The sequence below is a fragment of the Pseudomonas sp. KBN12P06040 genome, from assembly GCF_037574965.1.
GTDB classification, from domain to species: Bacteria; Pseudomonadota; Gammaproteobacteria; order Pseudomonadales; family Pseudomonadaceae; genus Pseudomonas; species Pseudomonas aeruginosa.
This window is the reverse complement of the sequence record NZ_JBBELS010000001.1, coordinates 4,664,736-4,683,835: the sequence shown is the minus strand read 5'-3', so window position 1 is coordinate 4,683,835 and position 19,100 is coordinate 4,664,736. Positions and strand designations below refer to the sequence as shown.

Annotated in this window: 17 protein-coding genes; 8 read left to right on the top strand and 9 right to left on the bottom strand. The window is 66.3% G+C overall.

What is annotated here, in order from left to right:
* Positions 1-37: 37 nt before the first annotated feature.
* A complete protein-coding gene (locus VQ067_RS22025) occupies positions 38-871 on the bottom strand; it encodes a metal-dependent hydrolase (protein WP_003109433.1) in 834 nt (277 codons plus the stop codon).
* Positions 872-995: 124 nt separating this feature from the next.
* On the opposite strand from VQ067_RS22025, the gene oruR reads away from it, so the two are divergent.
* The 3 genes from oruR (at position 996) to VQ067_RS22010 (ending at position 3,577) form a co-directional block, all read left to right on the top strand.
* Positions 996-2,015 carry an ornithine utilization transcriptional regulator OruR gene (gene oruR, locus VQ067_RS22020; RefSeq protein WP_003114220.1) on the top strand — a complete coding sequence of 340 codons (1,020 nt, stop codon included), beginning with the start codon at positions 996-998 and terminating at the stop codon, positions 2,013-2,015.
* 101 nt (positions 2,016-2,116) lie between these two features.
* On the top strand, positions 2,117-2,758 hold the full coding sequence (locus VQ067_RS22015) for an MBL fold metallo-hydrolase (RefSeq protein ID WP_003085806.1): 642 nt from the start codon (positions 2,117-2,119) through the stop codon (positions 2,756-2,758).
* A gap of 105 nt (positions 2,759-2,863) precedes the next feature.
* On the top strand, positions 2,864-3,577 hold the full coding sequence (locus VQ067_RS22010) for an OmpA family protein (RefSeq protein WP_003085808.1): 714 nt from the start codon (positions 2,864-2,866) through the stop codon (positions 3,575-3,577).
* A 69-nt stretch (positions 3,578-3,646) separates the two neighbouring features.
* Here the strand turns inward: VQ067_RS22010 and VQ067_RS22005 are convergent, their stop codons facing one another.
* The 4 genes from VQ067_RS22005 to VQ067_RS21990 all read right to left on the bottom strand — a co-directional run bounded on the left by VQ067_RS22005 (position 3,647) and on the right by VQ067_RS21990 (position 8,387).
* Positions 3,647-4,561: an acyltransferase gene (locus VQ067_RS22005; RefSeq protein WP_015503427.1), complete on the bottom strand. Its 915-nt coding sequence runs from the start codon at positions 4,559-4,561 to the stop codon at positions 3,647-3,649.
* 126 nt (positions 4,562-4,687) lie between these two features.
* Entirely contained in the window at positions 4,688-6,802 is a 2,115-nt protein-coding gene (gene pta, locus VQ067_RS22000) for a phosphate acetyltransferase (RefSeq protein ID WP_003085813.1), read from the bottom strand.
* Between the two features lie 62 nt (positions 6,803-6,864).
* Entirely contained in the window at positions 6,865-8,049 is a 1,185-nt protein-coding gene (locus VQ067_RS21995; RefSeq protein WP_003085814.1) for an acetate kinase, read from the bottom strand.
* The gene (locus tag VQ067_RS21990; RefSeq protein WP_003109430.1) at positions 8,049-8,387 is read right to left on the bottom strand and encodes a DUF3565 domain-containing protein; all 339 of its coding nucleotides are present in this window, start codon (positions 8,385-8,387) and stop codon (positions 8,049-8,051) included. The genes VQ067_RS21995 and VQ067_RS21990 overlap by 1 nt, the downstream gene beginning before the upstream one ends.
* On the opposite strand from VQ067_RS21990, the gene VQ067_RS21985 reads away from it, so the two are divergent.
* The 5 genes from VQ067_RS21985 (at position 8,356) to VQ067_RS21965 (ending at position 12,573) form a co-directional block, all read left to right on the top strand.
* Positions 8,356-8,841 carry an FKBP-type peptidyl-prolyl cis-trans isomerase gene (locus VQ067_RS21985; protein WP_003085816.1) on the top strand — a complete coding sequence of 162 codons (486 nt, stop codon included), beginning with the start codon at positions 8,356-8,358 and terminating at the stop codon, positions 8,839-8,841. The two genes, VQ067_RS21990 and VQ067_RS21985, sit on opposite strands and share 32 nt — an antisense overlap.
* A gap of 205 nt (positions 8,842-9,046) precedes the next feature.
* Positions 9,047-9,529, top strand: a complete 483-nt coding sequence (locus tag VQ067_RS21980) for a glutathione peroxidase (protein ID WP_003109429.1) — start codon at positions 9,047-9,049, stop codon at positions 9,527-9,529.
* Positions 9,530-9,679: 150 nt separating this feature from the next.
* A complete protein-coding gene (locus VQ067_RS21975) occupies positions 9,680-10,270 on the top strand; it encodes a TetR/AcrR family transcriptional regulator (RefSeq protein ID WP_003085819.1) in 591 nt (196 codons plus the stop codon).
* 40 nt (positions 10,271-10,310) lie between these two features.
* Positions 10,311-11,423 carry an NADH:flavin oxidoreductase gene (locus VQ067_RS21970; RefSeq protein WP_003085824.1) on the top strand — a complete coding sequence of 371 codons (1,113 nt, stop codon included), beginning with the start codon at positions 10,311-10,313 and terminating at the stop codon, positions 11,421-11,423.
* Positions 11,424-11,613: 190 nt separating this feature from the next.
* Positions 11,614-12,573, top strand: coding sequence for a DegV family protein (locus VQ067_RS21965; RefSeq protein WP_015503426.1), 960 nt, complete (start codon positions 11,614-11,616; stop codon positions 12,571-12,573).
* A gap of 3 nt (positions 12,574-12,576) precedes the next feature.
* Here VQ067_RS21965 and VQ067_RS21960 read toward each other — a convergent pair whose 3' ends face one another.
* The 4 genes from VQ067_RS21960 to cerN form a co-directional block, all read right to left on the bottom strand.
* Positions 12,577-13,797 (bottom strand): glycosyltransferase family 4 protein, encoded by a 1,221-nt coding sequence (locus tag VQ067_RS21960; RefSeq protein WP_003085828.1) that lies wholly within the window; start codon positions 13,795-13,797, stop codon positions 12,577-12,579.
* A gap of 87 nt (positions 13,798-13,884) precedes the next feature.
* On the bottom strand, positions 13,885-14,508 hold the full coding sequence (gene plcR, locus VQ067_RS21955; RefSeq protein ID WP_003122996.1) for a phospholipase C accessory protein PlcR: 624 nt from the start codon (positions 14,506-14,508) through the stop codon (positions 13,885-13,887).
* Positions 14,509-14,525: 17 nt separating this feature from the next.
* Positions 14,526-16,718: a phosphocholine-specific phospholipase C gene (locus VQ067_RS21950; RefSeq protein WP_033990166.1), complete on the bottom strand. Its 2,193-nt coding sequence runs from the start codon at positions 16,716-16,718 to the stop codon at positions 14,526-14,528.
* A 341-nt stretch (positions 16,719-17,059) separates the two neighbouring features.
* Positions 17,060-19,072 (bottom strand): ceramidase CerN, encoded by a 2,013-nt coding sequence (gene cerN, locus VQ067_RS21945; protein WP_033990164.1) that lies wholly within the window; start codon positions 19,070-19,072, stop codon positions 17,060-17,062.
* Positions 19,073-19,100 lie beyond the last annotated feature (28 nt).

Here is a 19,100-nt window from a genome sequence, read left to right as displayed (position 1 = left end):
TGCATGGACGAAAGGCCGAAATACCAGGCGAGGAGGGTCAGGCGGCCTTCGGTTCCGGTTCGAACTGGTCGCGGTACTGCTCGATGAGGTGCAGGTTATTGTGCTGCCAGGGGTGGAAGTCCTTCTTGTAGAAGTCCAGGTACACGCCCACCAGCGAGCGGAACACGCCGTCCTTGCCCCACAGCCACTTGATGCCGTCGCGCCAGACCTTGAAGTTCCACAGCAGGCCGTCGCGCTTGAGCATGTGGACCAGGCCCTTGGTGGTGTCGAGGGCGAAGAAGAAGGTGCCCTGGACCATCGCCCGGCGGCGCAGCCTGGCCTTGCCGTTGACCAGCATGAACACGTCGTAGGCCACCGCCTTGTGCTCGGTTTCCTCCAGTGCGTGCCAGCGCCACAGGCGGGCCATGGTCGGGTCGGCGCCTTCCAGCCACCTGGGGTTGCTCAGCAGGCCGTCGGCCATGATCGCGGTGAGGTGCTCCAGGGCCGCGGTGGCCGCCAGTTGCCGCGACGGGTGCAGTTTCTGCTGGGCGAAGCGGATGCGCCGCTTGGCACCGCCTTCCAGGCGGTCGATGTCGTAGCCGAGGGCGCGCAGGCGGTCGCTGTAGACCAGGTGCTCGCGGCTGTGGTGGCCTTCCTGGCCGATGAAGCCACGGATCTGTTGCTTCAGCGCCGGGTCCTCGACCCGCTCGCGGTAGTGGCGCACGGAGTCGATGAAGAAGCGCTCGCCATCGGGGAACAGCACCGACATGGCGTTGAACATGTGGGTCTTGAAAGCGTCGCCGCTGTGCCAATGGCGCGGCATCGGATCGGGCAGGTCGAAGTCCAGATGACGCGGGCGGATCTCCAGACCTTCGGGGGTGGTGCTGGCCATAGCGGCTCCCTGTGATGGTGAAGGACCATGGGATCGACTATCGCTTGCGGGGGATAGCCTCACAAGGTTATCTTCTGCCAACTTTCCGGTCATATCCGGCCAGCGGTCAGAACAATAAACAGCCATGAAACAACCGCTCAATTTCACCGCCGAACTGGTGCCGGTGGCCTATGCCGAGGCACTCCTCGATCTCGTCGCAGAGTACGGCGTGTCCCGCCAGGCGCTGTTCGACGCTGCGCGGGTGCGTCCCGAGGTGCTGGACAGCCCGAACGGCCGCCTGTCCTTCCTCGACTTCAACCAGCTCACCTACAGCGCCCAGGCCCTGTGCGGCGAGCCGGCGCTGGGGCTGGTGCTCGGCCAGCGCCTGAACGTCTCCGCCCACGGCATCCTCGGCTACGCGGTGCTGTCCAGCGCCAACCTGGGCAAGGCCATCCAGTTCGCCCTCAAGTACTACCGGGTGCTCGGCCTGGCCTACGAACTGGAACTGGTGCTCGATGACGGCCGCGCCGAGTTGCGCGCGGTGGAGTCGATGCCGCTGGGCGCCGCTTCGGTGTTCGCCGCCGAGGGCCTGATGGCGACGCTGTATTCCATCGCCTGCTTCCTGGTCGGCGAGCCGTTGCAGGACGTGCGGGTCGGCTTCGCCTATCCGCCGCCGGCCCATGCCCGGCGCTACGCCGAGGTGTTCGGGGTGGCTGCGGAGTTCGAGCAGCCCTGGCACTGGCTGAGCATGCCCAGCGAGTACCTGGAACGACCGATGGCGCTGGCCAACCCGGCCACGGTGCAGATGTGCGAGCAGCAGTGCGAGGCGCTGCTGGCCACCCTGGACGTCCAGGAAGGCCTGCTGACCCGTGTGCGCCGCCTGCTGCTGGCGCGTCCCGGCGACTTCCCCGACCTCGAACAGGCCGCCCGCGAACTGCACACCAGCGGGCGCAGCCTGCGCCGGCACCTGTCGTCGCTGGGCACCACCTACCAGCAGGTCCTCGACGATGTGCGCAAGCGCCTGGCCCTGCAATACCTGACCACCACCCAGCTACCGCTGTACGAGATTGCCCTGTTGCTCGGCTTCAACGACTCGTCGAACTTCCGCCGGGCGTTCCGCAAGTGGACCGGCAAGCTGCCCAGCGACTACCGCGAAGCGCCCTGAGCCGACGCCGACGGTCCTCGGCACCAGGCGGATGTGCCATGCTTGGCGTTTCATAGAAATCCATGGCGCGCTTGCCGCGCCTACCGTGATCGGAGTCTTGCATGTCGACATCCCCCGCGCTGATCCGCGAAACCTTTCCCGTCGGGCCTTTGCAGTGCAACTGCACCATCATTGGCGATCCGCTGACCAGGAAGGCCATCGTCGTCGATCCGGGCGGCGACCACGAACTGATCCTGCAGCGCCTCGACCGCCTCGGCCTGCAAGTGGTCAGCATCATCCATACCCACGCGCACCTGGATCACTTCCTCGCCTCCGGCGAGATGAAGAAGCGCACCGGCGCCAGCCTGCACCTGCACAAGGACGACCAGTTCCTCTGGGACAACCTGGAGATGCAGTGCCAACTGTTCGGCGTGCCCTACACGCCGGTGCCGGCCCCGGACCGCTGGCTGGCCGACGACGAGGAACTGGCCTGCGGTTGTGGAGTGGCACTGCACACGCCGGGGCATACGCCGGGCTCGATGAGTTTCTGGTTCCCCCGGGCGAAGCTGCTGATCGCCGGCGACACCTTGTTCCGCCGCGGCATCGGCCGCACCGACTTGTGGGGCGGCGACTCGGCGGCGATCCAACGTTCGATCCGGCAGCGCCTATACAGCCTCGACGAGGATGCCACGGTGGTCGCCGGCCACGGCCCGGATACCACGCTGGGCGAGGAGATGCGCGAGAATCCCTTCGTCAGGGGCTGAAAAGGATTTTTCCGAGCATCGGGAATTTTGCCACCTGGCTATGCTCTAAGATGTCGGCCGCCCCTCACGCAGGGGCGTTTCAGTACCTCGAGGAGTAGTTTTCCCATGTTCACCTCCCGTTGCCTGCCTCTGGCCGCAGCCGTCACCGCACTGGCGCTGCTCGCCGGTTGTGCCAACAACAACCCCTACGACACGCAAAGCCAAAGCCAGGGTGGCATGAGCAAGACGGCCAAGTACGGCGGACTGGGTGCGCTGGCCGGCGCCGTCGCCGGTGCCGCGATCGACCACAACAACCGTGGCAAGGGCGCGCTGATCGGCGCTGCCGTCGCTGGCGCCGCCGCCGCGGGCTATGGCTACTACGCCGACAAGCAGGAAGCCGAGCTGCGTCGGCAGATGGAAGGCACCGGCGTGGAAGTGCAGCGCCAGGGCGACGACATCAAGCTGATCATGCCGGGCAACATCACCTTCGCCACCGATTCGGCGAACATCGCTCCGAGCTTCTACGCGCCGCTGAACAACCTGGCGAACTCGTTCAAGCAGTACAACCAGAACACCATCGAGATCGTCGGCTACACCGACAGCACCGGCAGCCGCCAGCACAACATGGACCTGTCCCAGCGTCGTGCGCAGAGCGTGGCCGGCTACCTGACCGCCCAGGGCGTCGACGGCACCCGCCTGAGTACCCGCGGCATGGGCCCGGACCAGCCGATCGCGAGCAACTCCACCGCCGACGGTCGCGCGCAGAACCGGCGCGTCGAGGTCAACCTGCGACCGGTTCCGGGCGCCCAGGGCCCGGCGCAGACCCAGCCGCAGTACTGATCGCGGCCTGGAAGAAAAAGCCCGCCATTCGGCGGGCTTTTTCATGGGCGCTGGTCGGCGCTCTTCGTCCTACGCCTTGGCGTTACCGGGAAACTCGCGGTGCAGGCTGTCGAGCAACTGGTCCTTGCGCTCCCACAGCTGGTTGACCCATTGCTGGAATTCCGCGCGGTAGCCGGCGTCCTGGTCGTAGCTCTTGCCGACGAACTGGCGCGGAATCTCCAGTTCCTCGAAGCGCACCACGACGTCCTTCAGGCGTCCGGAAAGCAGGCACCAGAAGGTCGGGCTGCCGTCCGGGTAGTGGATGGTCACGTTGACCAGGGTCTTCAATTGCTCGCCCATGGCGTCGAGGACGAAGGCGATGCCGCCGGCCTTGGGCTTGAGCAGGTGGCGGAACGGCGACTGCTGCTCGTCGTGCTTGGCGCGGGTGAAACGGGTGCCTTCGAGGAAGTTGAACACCGCTACCGGGATGCGGCTGAACTTGGCGCAGGCCTTGCGCGTGGTCGCCAGGTCCTGGCCTTTCTTCTCCGGGTGCCTGGCCAGGTAGGCCTTGCTGTAGCGCTTCATGAAGGGGAAATCGAGGGCCCACCAGCACAGGCCGATGATCGGGACCCAGATCAGTTCCTGCTTGAGGAAGAAGCGCAGCAGCGGGATGCGCCGGTTCAACTGGTATTGCAGGACGAGGATGTCGACCCAGCTCTGGTGGTTGCTGGTGACCAGGTAGGAGTGTTGGTACTCCAGGCCCTCCAGGCCCTGGACGTTCCAGCGGGTGCGCTGGACCAGGTTCATCCAGCCCTTGTTGCAGGCGATCCAGCCTTCGGCGATCAGGCTCATGATCTTGCTGCACAGGCGCTGGGCGGCGGCGAACGGCAGGAACAGCTTGACCAGGGTCATGCCGAACAGCAGGCAGGCCCAGCACAGGGTGCTGGACACCAGCAGCAGGCCGGCCAGGGAGCCGCGCAGGAAATGGGGGAGAAACGACAGCATCAAGGAGTCCTTGTACGTAGGCGCCCGGCCAGGGCCGGGCGCGTGGAGCGGGGCGTGGTCCCGCCGTTCACATGGCACATCCTCGTGCCTGGCCGAAGCCAGTGCCGCCCACTGGGCGGCGTTCCTTCAGGCCGGGGCCTGGGCGTCCGCCTGGATGGCGGTGAGGGCGATGGTGTAGACGATGTCTTCCACCAGCGCGCCGCGCGACAGGTCGTTCACCGGTTTGCGCAGGCCTTGCAGCATCGGCCCGACGCTGACGCAATCGGCGCTGCGCTGCACCGCCTTGTAGGTGGTGTTGCCGGTGTTCAGGTCGGGGAAGATGAACACCGTGGCCTGCCCGGCCACCGGGCTGTTCGGCGCCTTCTGGCGGCCGACGCTGGCGATGGCGGCGGCATCATACTGCAAGGGTCCGTCGATCAACAGGTCGGGGCGCTGCTCGCGCGCCAGGCGGGTGGCCTCGCGAACCTTGTCGACATCCACCCCGGAACCGGAGTCGCCGGTGGAGTAGCTGATCATCGCGACCCGTGCCGGGATGCCGAAAGCCTGCGCCGACGCGGCACTCTGCACGGCGATCTCGGCCAGGTCACTGGCCGAAGGATCGGGATTCACCGCGCAATCGCCGTAGACCAGCACCTGGTCCGGTAACAACATGAAAAACACTGACGACACCAGGTTGTAGCCGGGCGCGGTCTTGATCAGTTGCAGCGCCGGGCGGATGGTGCTGGCGGTGGTGTGGATGGCGCCGGAGACCAGGCCGTCGACCTCGTCCAGGGCAAGCATCATGGTCGCCAGGACCACGCTGTCCTCCAGTTGCTGCTCCGCCATCGGCGCGTTCAGCCCCTTGCCCTTGCGCAGCTCGACCATCGGTTCGACGTAGCGCTGCCGCACCAGGTCCGGGTCGATGATCTCCAGGCCTTCCGGTAGCACGATGCCCTGGGCCTGGGCCACCGCCTGGACCTCGTCCGGCTTGGCCAGCAGCACGCAGCGGGCGATGCCGCGCGCCTGGCAGATCGCCGCCGCCTGCACGGTGCGCGGCTCGCTGCCCTCGGGCAGGACGATGCGCTTGCCGGCCTTCTGCGCGCGTTGCACCACCTGGTAGCGGAACGCCGGCGGCGACAGGCGCAGCTCGCGCGGCGTACCGCAGCGCTGCTTGAGCCATTCGAAATCGATGTGCCCGGCGACGAACTCGGTGACCCGCTCGGCGCGCTCGCGGTCGTCCACCGGGATTTCCTTGTTCATCCGGTTCAGGTTGGTCGCGGTGTCGTAGGAGCCGGTGGCCACCGACAGCACTGGCAGGCCTCCCTGCAAGGCGCCGCGGCAGAGTTCCATGATCCGCGGGTCGGGCGGGAAGTCGCTGCACAGCAGCAGGCCGGCCAAGGGTACGCCGTTCATCGCGGCCAGGCTGGCGGCGAGGATGATGTCGTCGCGGTCGCCGGGGGTCACCACCAGCACGCCGGGCTTGAGCAGTTGCACGGTGTTGGGCACGGCGCGGGCGCATAGCACGATCTTCTGCACCCGGCGCTGCTCGTAGTCGCCGGCGTTGATCACCCGTGCGCTGAGCAGATCGGCGATGTCGCGGGTGCGCGCGGCGTTGAGTTCGTCCTGCCAGGGAATGCAGCCGATCAGGCGGAAGTCGTCGCGCAGCAGCGGCGAGTGTTCGGTGAGGCGCCGGGCGAAGTCCGCCACGCCGTCCTCGGCGTTGGCCGCGTCGGCCTCGCCGCGGACCTTGTTGAGGATCACCCCGAGCACCTTCGGGTCGCGCGGACCGCCGAACAGCTGGGCCTGGATCTCGATACGGTCGGTCAGTTCGGTGAGCGTCTCGTTTTCCGGCGCGGAGACCAGGATCACCTCGGCGTCGAGACTCTTCGCCAGGTGGAAGTTGACCCGCGCGGCGTAGCTGGCGTGACGGGTCGGTACCATGCCTTCGACGATCACCACGTCCTTGTCGGCGGCGGCGCGCTGGTAGAGGCTGATGATCTCTTCGAGCAGTTCGTCCAGTTGGCCGTCGCCGAGCATCCGCTCGACCTGGGCCAGCGGCAGCGGCTTCGGCGTATCCAGGCCGTGGGTGCGCGCCACCAGTTCGCTGGAGCGCTCCGGGCCGAGGTCGCCGGGATGCAGCTGGGCGATGGGTTTGAAGAAGCCAACCTTCAGCCCGGCGCGTTCCAGGGCGCGAAGCAGGCCGAGGCTGATCGAGGTGAGGCCGACGCCGAAACCGGTCGGGGCGATGAAGAAGGTATGCATCTGGGCTCCTTAAGCCGTGCGTTTGGCCACGCCGCCTGGTTGGGCGGGGGCGTCGATCCAGTTCAGTCGAGCAGGGCCAGCGTGTCGAGGGCGATCTGCCGCTCTTCGTTGGTCGGGATCACCAGTACCCGCGGATGCCCCGCGGCCTGGATCGGCCCGGCGACGCCGCGCACGCAGCGGGCGTTGGCCTCCTGGTCGAGGCGCAGGTCGAACAGCCGCAGGTGGGCGGCGGTCTTGGCGCGCACCAGCGGCGAGTTCTCGCCGATGCCACCGGTGAAGATCACCCCGTCCAGTTGCGGCAGGGCGCAGCTCATCGCCGCCAGGGACTTGGCCAGGCGGTAGCAGAACACCTCGATCGCCAGGGCCGCGCCGGGGTGGCCCTGCTCGCGCTCCTGCTCCAGGGTGCGCATGTCGTTGGACAGGTCGGAGAGGCCGAGCAGGCCGCTTTCGTTGTTCAGCATCGAGTCGATGCGCTCCAGGCTCCAGCCCAGGGTCCGCGCCAGGTGGCTGTGCAGGTTGGGGTCGACGTCGCCGCTGCGGGTGCCCATTACCAGGCCTTCCAGCGGGGTCAGGCCCATGCTGGTGTCGAGGCTCTGGCCGTTGACGATGGCGCAGGTCGAGCTGCCATTGCCAAGGTGGGCGCTGAGCCAACTGCTGTCGCCGACCGCCAACCCGGCCATTTCCGCGGCGCGGTGGCTGACGTAGCGGTGGCTGGTGCCGTGGAAGCCGTAGCGGCGTACGCCATGCTCGCGGTAGAGGGCTTCCGGCAGGGCGTAGCGGTAGGCGTGCTCCGGCAGGCTCTGGTGGAAGGCGGTGTCGAACACGGCGACGTGGGGCAGCTTTGGAAACAGCGTCATCGCTGCCTCGATGCCTTGCAGGTTGGCCGGGTTGTGCAGCGGCGCCAGCGGCGCGGTGGCCCGGATCGCCTCGACCACCCGGTCGTCGATGCGCGTGGCATGGGTGAACAGCTCGCCGCCATGCACCACCCGGTGGCCGATGCCGTGGAGCTTGCCGCCCGCGGCGTTCTGCACCATCGGCAGCAACTGGGCGAGGGCGGCGCGGTGGTCGGCGTTGGGAATCATCAGGCTGTCGCTGTCGCCGCCGCGCTTCCAGCGCAGCACCGCATCGCGGCTGCCCAGGCGCTCGGCGAGGCCGTGCAGGGGAAACAGGGAGTGGGCCTCGTTGACCAGGGCGAACTTGATCGACGAACTGCCGCAGTTGATCACCAGTATGTTGCGTGAGGGCATCACTGCTCCTTGGTCTGCTCTTCTTCTTCCCGGGCACACCAGCCGCAGCGAAATTCGCGGCCGAGCTGTCTGTGCCGCTCGTTTTCGTCAAGGACCCAGGCGCGCGATTGCCAGGGCGGTTGGTGGCGCAGGTGTTGAGTATGGCCACAGGACAAGACTGCCACCCAATGGCCTTCCTCGTCCTGATGAAAATCAATCACCCGCGACGGCGCTCGCGCGCCCCGTTCATCAGGGGCGCGGTCGCTTTCGGGGCTATTGATGCGTACACTTACGCATTCATCTTCTTTATCGAAAAGGTTTCGAACCATGCAGATCGCGGCCAACAAGGCGGTTTCCATCGACTATACCCTGACCAACGACGCCGGGGATGTCATCGACAGTTCCGCTGGTGGCGCGCCGCTGGTCTACCTGCACGGTGCCGGCAACATCATCGTCGGCCTGGAGAAGGCCCTGGAAGGCAAGAACGTCGGTGACGAACTGAGCGTCGCCATCGAGCCGGAAGACGCCTATGGCGAATACAGCGCCGAACTGGTCGCGACCCTGACCCGCGAGATGTTCGAAGGCGTCGACGAACTGGAAGTCGGCATGCAGTTCCACGCCTCGGCTCCGGACGGCGGCATGCAGATCGTCACCATCCGCGACATCGACGGCGACGACGTGACCGTCGATGGCAACCATCCGCTGGCCGGCCAGCGCCTGAACTTCAAGGTCAAGGTAGTCGACGTGCGCGAGGCCAACGCCGAGGAAATCGCCCATGGTCACATCCATGGCGAAGGCGGTCACCACCACTGATCGGCGTTCATTCGCCGATTGATGGCCTGGGCCGTCCGCCGGCGGAACTGCTAAGCTGGTATAGCGAAAGGCGCCTTTGGGCGCCTTTCGCGTCATGCGCCATGCCTGGGCTCTTTACCCCGTCCCTGGGGATGCGCCGCAGCCAGGGTTCTTGCCCGGTGCGGGGCTTGGCACGTTGTGTCGCTGAATGCGCAAGGAGTACGTCATGAGTGCCTTTCACGATCTCACCCTGCAGGGGTTGGATGGACAGGACCTGCCGCTTTCCCCGTTCAAGGGCAAGGTGCTGCTGGTGGTCAATGTCGCCTCCAAATGCGGCCTGACACCCCAGTACGCCGGCCTGGAGAATCTCTACCAGACCTACCGCGAGCGCGGTTTCGCGGTGCTCGGCGTGCCCTGCAACCAGTTCGCCGGCCAGGAGCCGGGCAGCGAGGCGGATATCCAGTCCTTCTGTAGCCTGAACTATGGCGTCAGCTTCCCGATGAGCGCCAAGGTCGAGGTCAACGGCAGCGCGCGGCATCCGCTCTATCGCCTGCTGGCGGGCGAGGGCGCGGAGTTTCCCGGCGACATCACCTGGAACTTCGAGAAATTCCTCCTCGGTCCCGACGGTCGCGTGCTGGCGCGTTTCAGCCCGCGCACGGCGCCGGACGACCCGGCCCTGGTGCAAGCCATCGAGAAGGCCCTGGGTTGATCTCCCGCGGGACGCGTTCGCGTCCCGCCGCTTCCTTTCCTGTCTTGCGCCGGTTCATGACGCAACGCGATAAGCCCCTGCCTGTAACGCCTGATCACCGCCGTTGATAATGCTGGGCGGACGAGACGACCGGTCATATTCTCTCGTTCCATGACTAGCAACCGACTCGACAAGCGTGAACTGATCCTGGCCAAGGGCTCCGAGGTCATGACCCGACGTGGCTACCACGGCACCGGGGTGCTGGAGATCGTCCAGGCCGCGCGCATCCCCAAGGGCTCCTTCTATCACTACTTCGACAGCAAGGAAGCCTTCGCCCAGCAGGCCCTGGAGCACGTCTACGCGCCGCGCTTGGCGCGCTACGCCCAGGCCCTCGGCGACAGCCGCTTCAGCCCGCGCGAGCGGGTGCTGCGCTACTACGGCGAGCTGCTGGAGCACTTCGCCCGCCAGGAAAAGCCCGAATACCACTGCTTCATCGGCAGCCTGAGCTTCGAGATGGCCGAGCTGTCGCCGCCGATCGCGGCCAAGGTCGAGTCGATCCTGCAGGCTTCCGCGCAAATCCTCCAGGACTGCCTGGAGCAGGCGCGCGAGGCCGGCGAACTGGCCGCCGACGAGGACTGCGCGAGCCTGGCCGGCTTCATCGGCTTCGCCTGGCAGGGCGCCCTGGCGCGCTTCAAGGTCGGCGCCGGCCTCGCTCCGTTGAATGCTTTCATGTCGCGCCTGGAGCTGCTGCTCCGCGCCTGATACCTGCCCGAACCTCCCATTCCCCCTCAGGAGTCCGTCCATGAGTGCCCCCGTAGAAGCCCTGTTCCAACCGTTCCGTCTCGGCGCCCTGGAGCTGCCCACCCGTGTGGTGATGGCGCCGATGACCCGCAACTTTTCCCCGGGCGGCGTACCCAACGCCAAGGTCGTCGAGTACTACCGCCGGCGCGCCGCCGCCGGCGTCGGCCTGATCGTCAGCGAAGGCACCACGGTCGGCCACAAGGCCGCCAACGGCTATCCGAACGTGCCGCGCTTCTATGGCGAGGACGCCCTGGCCGGCTGGAAGCAGGTGGTCGACGCAGTGCATGCCGAGGGCGGGCGCATCGTTCCGCAGCTCTGGCACGTCGGCAGCGTTCGGCGCCTGGGCGTGGAGCCGGACGCCAGCGTGCCCGGCTACGGCCCGATGGAGAAGGCCAAGGACGGCAAGGTGCTGGTCCACGGCATGAGCAAGGCCGACATCCAGGAAGTCATCGCCGCCTTCGCCCAGGCCGCCCGCGACGCCCAGGCGATCGGCATGGATGGGGTGGAGATCCACGGCGCCCACGGCTACCTGATCGACCAGTTCTTCTGGGAAGGCAGCAACCAGCGGGACGACGAGTACGGCGGCAGCCTGGCCAATCGCTCGCGCTTCGCCGTCGAGCTGGTGCGGGCGGTGCGCGCGGCGGTCGGCGCGGATTTCCCGATCATCTTCCGCTTCTCCCAATGGAAGCAGCAGGACTATTCCGCGCGCCTGGTGGAAACCCCGGAGGGCCTGCGCGAGTTCCTCGCGCCGCTGGTGGAGGCCGGCGTCGACATCTTCCACTGCTCGACCCGCCGCTTCTGGATTCCCGAGTTCGAAGGCTCGGAACTCAACCTGGCCGGCTGGACCCGCGAGCTGACCGGCAAGCCGACCATTACCGTGGGTAACGTCGGCCTGGACGGCAGCGAGTTCCTGCAATTCTTCGGCAAAACCGACGAGGTGGCGCAGCCGGCGAGCATCGACGGCCTGGTGGAGCGCCTGGACAAGGGCGAGTTCGACCTGGTCGCGGTGGGCCGCGCGCTGCTGGTGGACCCGGAGTGGGCGGTGAAGGTCCGCGAGGGGCGTATCGGCGACATCAAGCCGTTCAGCCGCGAGGCCCTGGCCAGCCTGGTCTGAAGGCGCGTCCGCGACGCACCGACCCGGCGCCGCGCCAGCAAGCAGATCCCACCCCTCGGGGTGGGATTTTTCATGGCCGTGATTTTTTCCGAAAACCCGCCCTGCGACCGGCTGACTTCAAAGTCCGAAACCGGCATTGTATGACCGCCAACACAACAATAGGCCGAGAAACGGCCAGAGGAGCGAATCCATGCGTATCGGCCTGGTGGTCGACGCGACCTGCGACCTGCCGCCCGAATTCCTCGCCGCCCACGGCATCCGCGTGATGCCGATCGGGATCCGCCTGGGCGAGCAGCGGCTCATCGATCGACGCGATCCCGACACCACCCTGAGCTTCTACCGCGACCACCTGCCCAAGGTCGGCAGCAAGGACGGCAGCCAGCCGCTCTCCGCCGCCGAGTTGCAGCAATGGTTCCTCGACGAACTGGTGACCGACTTCGACTACGTGGTCTGCCTCACCGTCGACAGCCTGCGCAGTCCGATCTTCGAGCATGCCACCCAGGCCTCCTTCGGCCTGCTCCAGCATTACCACGAGCGCCGCCACGCGGCCGGCATCGCCGGTCCCTTCACCCTGCGCGTACTCGACAGCCACTCGGTGTTCGCCGGCATCGCCTGCCTGGCGGCCGAGGGCACGCGCCTGCTGGCGCAGGGCAGCCACCCCAACGCGTTGCGTACGCGCCTCGAACAGCTCAGCCAGCAGACCTGCACCTACCTGGTCGCCGACGACCTGGGCCACTTGCGCCGGCGCGGCTTCCAGAAGGGTGATCGCAGCGGTTTCGTCGACCGGGTCAAGGGCGCGGCGCTGGGGTTGGGCTCGCTGCTCGACGTCAAGCCGGTGTTCAGCCTGGCCGATGGCGAGGACAAACCGGTGGCGCTCTCGCCGAGCTTCGAGAAGTCGGCGGAGAAGCTGTTCGGCTATGCCCTGGCGCGGGTACAGGCGGGTGAGCTGCTGGCACCGCAACTGGGTCTCAGCTATGCCGGCGATCCGACCGCGCTGCGCGACCTGCCGGGCTTCGCCGCGCTGGAGAACGCCTGCCGCGAGTGCGACATCCACTTGCACCTGGGCATGCTCAGTCCCACCGGCGGCATCAATCTGGGCGCCGGGGCCATGAGCCTGGGCTTCATCGCCGCGCCGAAAGCCTTTGCCTGAGAGCTACTCGCGGCTGCGTGGCAAGGCCCCGCCATCCTCCGCCGGCGGCCGCTCGGGCTTCGACCGAGCGGGCTGGACCAGCGGACTGGCGCAGGCGTCCTCCAGGTAGTTCTGGAAGTGCTCGACGATGCTGTCCCAACCTTGCCGGCTGGCGTGCTGGCGGGCGTTGAGACGGACCCGGCGCAGGCGTTCCTGGTCGTCCAGCAGCCAACTGGCGACTTCGACGAAGCCGCTCTTGTCGCCCGGCGCGGCGAGCACGCCGTTGTGCCCATGGCGGATGTGCTGGCCGGCGGCGGCCTGGTCGAAGGCGACCACCGCGAGGCCGGCGGCCTGGGCTTCGAGGACCACGTTGCCGAAGGTCTCCGACAGGCTTGGGAAGAGGAACAGGTCGCCCGAGGCGTAGTGGGCGGCCAGGGTTTCGCCGCGCTGGACGCCGCAGAACAGCGCTTCGGGCAGGTCCCGTTCGAGGTGCTTGCGCTCCGGCCCGTCGCCCACCAGTACCAGGCGCAGCTTCAGCTGCGGATGGGCGGCGCAGAGCGCGCGGAAGGTGCCGCCGAGCAGGCCGAGGTTCTTCTCCGCCGCCAGCCGGCCGACGTGCAGCACGGCGATGTCCTGTTCGCCCAGGCCCCAGCGCCGGCGTAGTTCGGGATCGCGCCGGGAGGGATGGAAGAGTTGGCTGTCGACCCCGCGGGAGAGCAGGTTGAGGCGTTCGAAACCGCGCCGTTGCAATTCCATGCGCTGGCTGCCGCTGGGCACCAGGGTCATCTGCGTGCGGTTGTGGAACCAGCGCAGGTAGCCGGTGACCAGCCGGGTCAGCGGGCCGAAGCCGTAGTGCTCGCTGTACTGCTGGAAGTTGGTGTGGAAACCGCTGACCGCCGGGATGCCCAGGCGCCGCGCGGCGCGCAGGGCGGAGAAGCCGAGCGGGCCTTCGGTGGCGATGTAGAGCACGTCCGGGCGCTGGCGCTTCCAGCAGCGCAGCAGCTTGTGCAGGCTCGACATGCCCCATTGCAGGCCGGGGTAGCCGGGCAACGGCCAGCCGCGGGTCAGCACCAGCTCGGCGTCGCTGCGCCGGCCGTCGTCGCCGGGCTGGCGCGGGCGCACCACCTGAACCCGATGGCCAAGCTGCTGGAGACCGGCATGCAGGCGACCCAGGGTATTGGCGACGCCGTTGACTTCCGGTGGGTAGGTTTCGCTGATCAGGGCGATGCTTAGAGGTCTGCTCATGACGTCAGTGTCGACCGACGCCGTGTAGCGGATGTGAAGTTTTGGTGACGCTTGCGTGACGGCGCCCCGGTCGGGGCGCCGTGGATTTCAGCGTTGCAGCAGGCGTGGGTTCTCCTCGCCGAAGATCTGCTTGCGCAGGGCCTTGAGGCGTTCGTCGATGGCGGCGTGACGCTGCTCCTCGCCGTCGACGCTGGCGAGCACCTCGGCGATCACCTTGTCCGACTCTTGCGCGTATTCGCGCAGTTGCTCTTCCTCGCCAGGCGTCGGCGCTTGCTGCTGGACGGAGGCGTTGTCCTTGAGCGCCATCCAGATCTCGAAGTCGAGCGCCTCGCGGCGCCTGGCATCGGCCTCCACATAGGGCGTCAGACGCTGGATCTCCTCGAAGGTCTGGCGCGGATCGGCGCCGACCGCCACCTCGCGCTTGAGCTGTTCGATCAGGCCTTCGGCGGCCTGCTTGCGTTCGATCTCGGACATCTGCCCGGCGTTGCGGCCGAACTCGCCGAGTTGCTGTTCCAGGTTGTCGGGAGCGGTGGCTGTATTCATCTCGGGGGCTCGGGAAGGAATGGAAGGTTTTGCCGCCGGTGTGGCCTGCGGGGGAGACGCGAAGGGCGCGACGGGCGCCGGCTCCGATGGGTAAAACAACAGGACGGCGCCGATGGCCGTGCCGCAGAGCAGCAGGGCCAGCAAGGTCCAGGTCAGGGTAGGTCTCATGCGATGGACTCCTCGCTTCAGGTCGCTGCGATGTCGAGCAATGGATCGCTCCTGCTCGGCTTGCCGGTCTCGACGTGTCCGGCCAGGCGGCGGAGATAGTTGGCTTCCGTATTGCTGGCGGTCACGCTGAGGTCGTACCAGCCCTGGCTGCTGCGTAACAGCCACACTTCACTGATCGCCTGGTTCGGTTCGAGTTCATAGCGACGGCTGCCCTCCTGGGTATAGGCCGGGTTCGGCGTCACCGTCACGCTGCACGGCAGGCGGCCGAGATTGCGGATGTTCAACTGCAGGTTGCCGTTGCGTTGATAGGTGACCGATACCTCGGGCCGCGCCATCTGCGCGGCGAGATGCAGGTTGCCGTGGAACTCGCGGAAGAAGCCGTTGGGGCCGTGCACCTCGAAGGCGTAGCGGCCGTTGGCGTCGATCAGGTCGTCGAGTTCGTCGTTGAGGGTCCGGCCCAGTTCCTCTCCGCTTTCCTGGACCACCGGATAGCTGGTCACGGTATAGAAGCGCGGATTGCCGACTTCCCGCGGCTGCACCTGGAATACCGCAGCGGAGTGTCCCTGCGGATTGCCCGGCAGGCTCATGCCGTCGTTGCCCAGGGTCAGGCGCAGCTTGCCGGTGGCGATGTCGAGGGCCAGCGTGGCGTGCAACTGGTAGGGCACCGCGAGGGTAGGGCGCTGGCCCTTTTCCTGGCCGGGCAGGCTCTTGGGCTCGTAGGACCAGTATTTGGGACTGGGCCGGTAGAACTGCTGCCAGTAGGCGTCCTCCTTGCGCGCGTCGCTCTGCGGGACGTTGGTCAGGTCGGGGGCGACCTGGGTATCGCCTGCGCCCTGGAAGTCGAACAGCGAAGTCAGGTCGCCGCAGACGGCACGCCGCCAGGGCGAGATGTTTTCCTCGACGACGCCGAAGCGGCGTTCGAGGAAGCGCAGCACCGAGGTATGGTCGAACACTTCGGCGCTGACCTTGCCGCCCTTCGACCAGGGCGAGATGGCGATCAGCGGGACGCGGTGGCCGAGCCCGATGGGCAGCCCGCTGGATGCCTCGATCTCGCCGGCGGTGCTGACCGTGGAAAGGCCGACGCCATCCTTCCACGGCGGCACCGGGGCGCTGGCGTGGTCATAGAAGCCGTCGCCCTCGTCGTAGTTGAGGATGAACACGGTCCTGGCCCAGACCTCGGGGTTGCTGGTCAGCGCGTCGAGCACCCGGGTCACGTAGTACTCGCCGAACGAGGGGCCCCACCAGGGATGCTCGCAGTAGCAGTAGGGCGCGACGATCCAGGACACCTGCGGCAGCGTGTTTTCTTGCACATCCTTGCGCAACTGGTCGACGCCGCGGGCGAGCATGGCGCGCTGCCAGAGGTCCGAATCGCGCGGAGCGTTCTTGAAGTTCCTGAACCAGGCGAGGGCGTTGCAGTCGTAGTTGTTCTGCTCCTGGAGCCGGTATTTCCAGTAGGCGTCGACGTACAGGTACCAGAGTGACGAGGAGCGGTAGCCGCCTTCCTGGTAGACCCGCCAGTCCACGCCAGCGGCGCTTAGCCGCTCGGGATAGGTGGTCCAGTCCACCGTGCCGCTGGCGCCGATGGTGCCGTCGCCCATGTCGTTGCCGATGTGTACGTCCTTGCCGTCGCCGCTGGGGGCGGCGCGTCCGCTCATGTGGTAGAGGCGGTTCGGATTGGTCGGGCCCATCATCGACTGGTGGTAGGCCTCGCACAGGGTGAAGGCGTCGGCCAGGGCGTAGTAGTAGGGAATGTCGCCGCGCTTGAAGTAGCCCATGGCTTCGGGGTACTGCACCGCCATCCACTTGTCGTTGCGGCCCTGGTTCCAGATCGCGTGGAAGGCCGACCATTCATGGTTCTGCGAACTCACCCACTGGGCGCTGGTGACCTTGGTATCCCAGTGATAGGGGGAGAACTCGTACTTGTAGTTCTGGTACCAGACCGGCTTGCCGTCCTGGCGCTTGAGCGCGCGAGGGTCGTTGAAGCCGCGGACGCCGTTGAGGTGGCCGAAGTAGTGATCGAAGCTGCGGTTCTCCTGCATCAGGATGACCACGTGCTGGACGTCCTGGATGGTTCCGGTGCGGATGTCCGGCTCGATGGCCAGGGCGCGCCGGAGCGTCTCCGGGAACAGCCCGGAAAGGCCGGCCAGGGTAGCGGCCTGGGCGCCGTGCTTGAGAAAGGTTCGACGGCGGAATTTCCAGTTTTCGGTCATCGTTTTATTTCCCGGGTGGTTTTTTGATTTCCATCAATCTGCGTACTTCTTGTTTCGAGATGATTAATCGTCTTCGCTGTTTTTCCGGCAGGGAATACAGCGAGCCGATGGTTTCATGGCGATAATTTATCGGTTGATCCCGAAAGCGACTTCGATATGACCTTGAGCGACAACTTGAGAAGTTTTTCGGGATAAAAACAAAGGGCATGGAAATAGAGTTCCATGCCCTTGTCGGCTGAATGAAAGGTCACTTGTTCATGTGTTTTAAATCACATTTTATTTGACGACTTTCATGCGTCATAAAGTTGGCTGGCGAATCTCGAAACCTTGGCTGGAGCCCGCTAGGGAGTGGTGCCGAGCACCTCGAAGGAGCGGGTCGAGCCGCCGATTTCGCTGATCTTCTGGGTCCAGAAGTTCTTCGCGTTGCCATAGTGCCTGATGTAGTAATGGCCGGGCTCGGTCCCTGGTGGAATGGACCAGCTGATAGTCGCTTTCGAGGCAGATATACCCACTCTCTCCCAGCGGTATTGGGTATCCCAGTCATTATCGGTGGCAACGGTCACGGGCGTCTGTTTGCCATCCTTGCCGATATTCACCACTTCCAGGAAAGTCTTCTCGGTGCGCAAGTCATTCTTCGGATGTCCGGTCACGAAAGCGACGGTCACCTTGTCGCCGATGCGATAACTTTCCCTGGGTTGTTGCAACACGTCGCCGAAGGACTTGCCGATATAGGGATCATCGGCCACTACTCCGGTCTGGAAGTTCATCTGGCAGCAGGACAGGTCCGGCGCTATCGCCGAGGTTTCCACCGGCAGGCGTTCGCGCAGCGCCACCGCCATGTCGACGAACAACTGCTGGTAGGCGGCCTGGGTCCAGGGGCCGTAGAGGGTCGAGCCGCCTTCGTATTCCTGGGCGGCGTATTCCTCGCGGGTGGTGACGTAGCTGGCATAGGCATTCGCGTAGCCATTGAAGATCACATGGCGGATACCGGCCGCTTCGCTGGCCGCCTGCACCGCGCGGCGGATCCGCACCCCGGCCATCACGGTGAACTCGGCGGGGGCGCCGAGCAGTTCCAACTGGCCGATGCGGAACATCTGGATCGGCAGCACCGTCGGCGTCCAGGGGTAGGGTTTCTTGTTGCCGGTGTCGGCGAGGATGGTCTTTTCCGCCTGGCATTGCACCAGTTCCTGCGGCGGCACGCCGGTGAGCAACCCGCCAAGGGCCGAGAGGAACGGATTGTTGCCTTCATCCAGCCCCAGCGGGCCTGGACCGTCTTCGGTGCTACCGGCGGCCAGACTGGTGCCGATGGCCGCGGTGCACAACTGGCGCGGCTGGCCGTCGGTGAACTCCGGGCGGATCGGCAGGCGGGTGAAGTCGACGAAACGGAAGCGCGAATCCAGTTCGCCGAGCACTTCCTCCTGGGCCTGGCCGGCGATCTCGTAGGCCTTGGCGAATTGGCGCAGACCGATCTCGCGGGTGTTGTCGAACTCGTTGTCGAAGGGACCGGAGCCGGGCTTCAGGTTCAGGTTGGGCGACAGGTTGCCGGCATTGGTCTGGGCGAAGGCGGCGACGAAACCGCTCTTGCGGCTGACGTCGTGCTCCCAGTGATAGGAGGCGTAGCCCTTGTTGTCCGGGGAGATCAGGTGATTGGCGTTGGTCATCGAGGTGCTGTGCACCGGGAACCAACTGATCGCGCCGGCCAGCTCGCCGTTGGCGTCGACGAAGCTGAGCACGCTCATCTGCGGGTCGATGCCATCCTCGTAGCCGGCGATGTCCGGGTTCTTCAGGTGCGACAGCAGCGAACGGTTGCGGCTGGCGTTGCGCAGCTCGCCGCTGCCGTAGAACAGGCGGCCGGGCTGCAACCTGGCCTGGGCCCGCTCGATGGAGCGGACGATGCCGTCGACGATGGCGTTGAAGGTCTTTTCCTGGAAGCCGAGCACCGACAGGTTGTACATCGCGTAGTGGGAGAAGCCGCCCGGACCGGAGTGGGTGTGGGTGGCGGCGAGCATCACGTTGTTCTCGTCGTAGACACCGGGGTACTTCGCCTTGAGCCGGGCCAGGACCTTCAGGTGCACGGCCTGGAAGATCATCCCCAGGTCGGTGTTGACGTAGACCAGGCGACGGCCGCTGGCCGCTTCCTCGATCACGAAGGCACGCGCCCACTGGCGCATGTGGATGCCGGCGGTCTTCTGTTCGAGGGAGGAGTAACCCATCATGCCGACTTCGGCGGCTTCGCCGGTGATGTCCGCCTTGCCCAGGCCGAAGCGGTAGGGCTGGTCGTCGGCCCTGGCAGGCATGGAGAGCGCCAGCAGGACGCAGGACAGCAAGAGCGCGGTGAATGCGGAACGTGACATGGCGACCCTCTTCTTGTTTTCCGCCGCT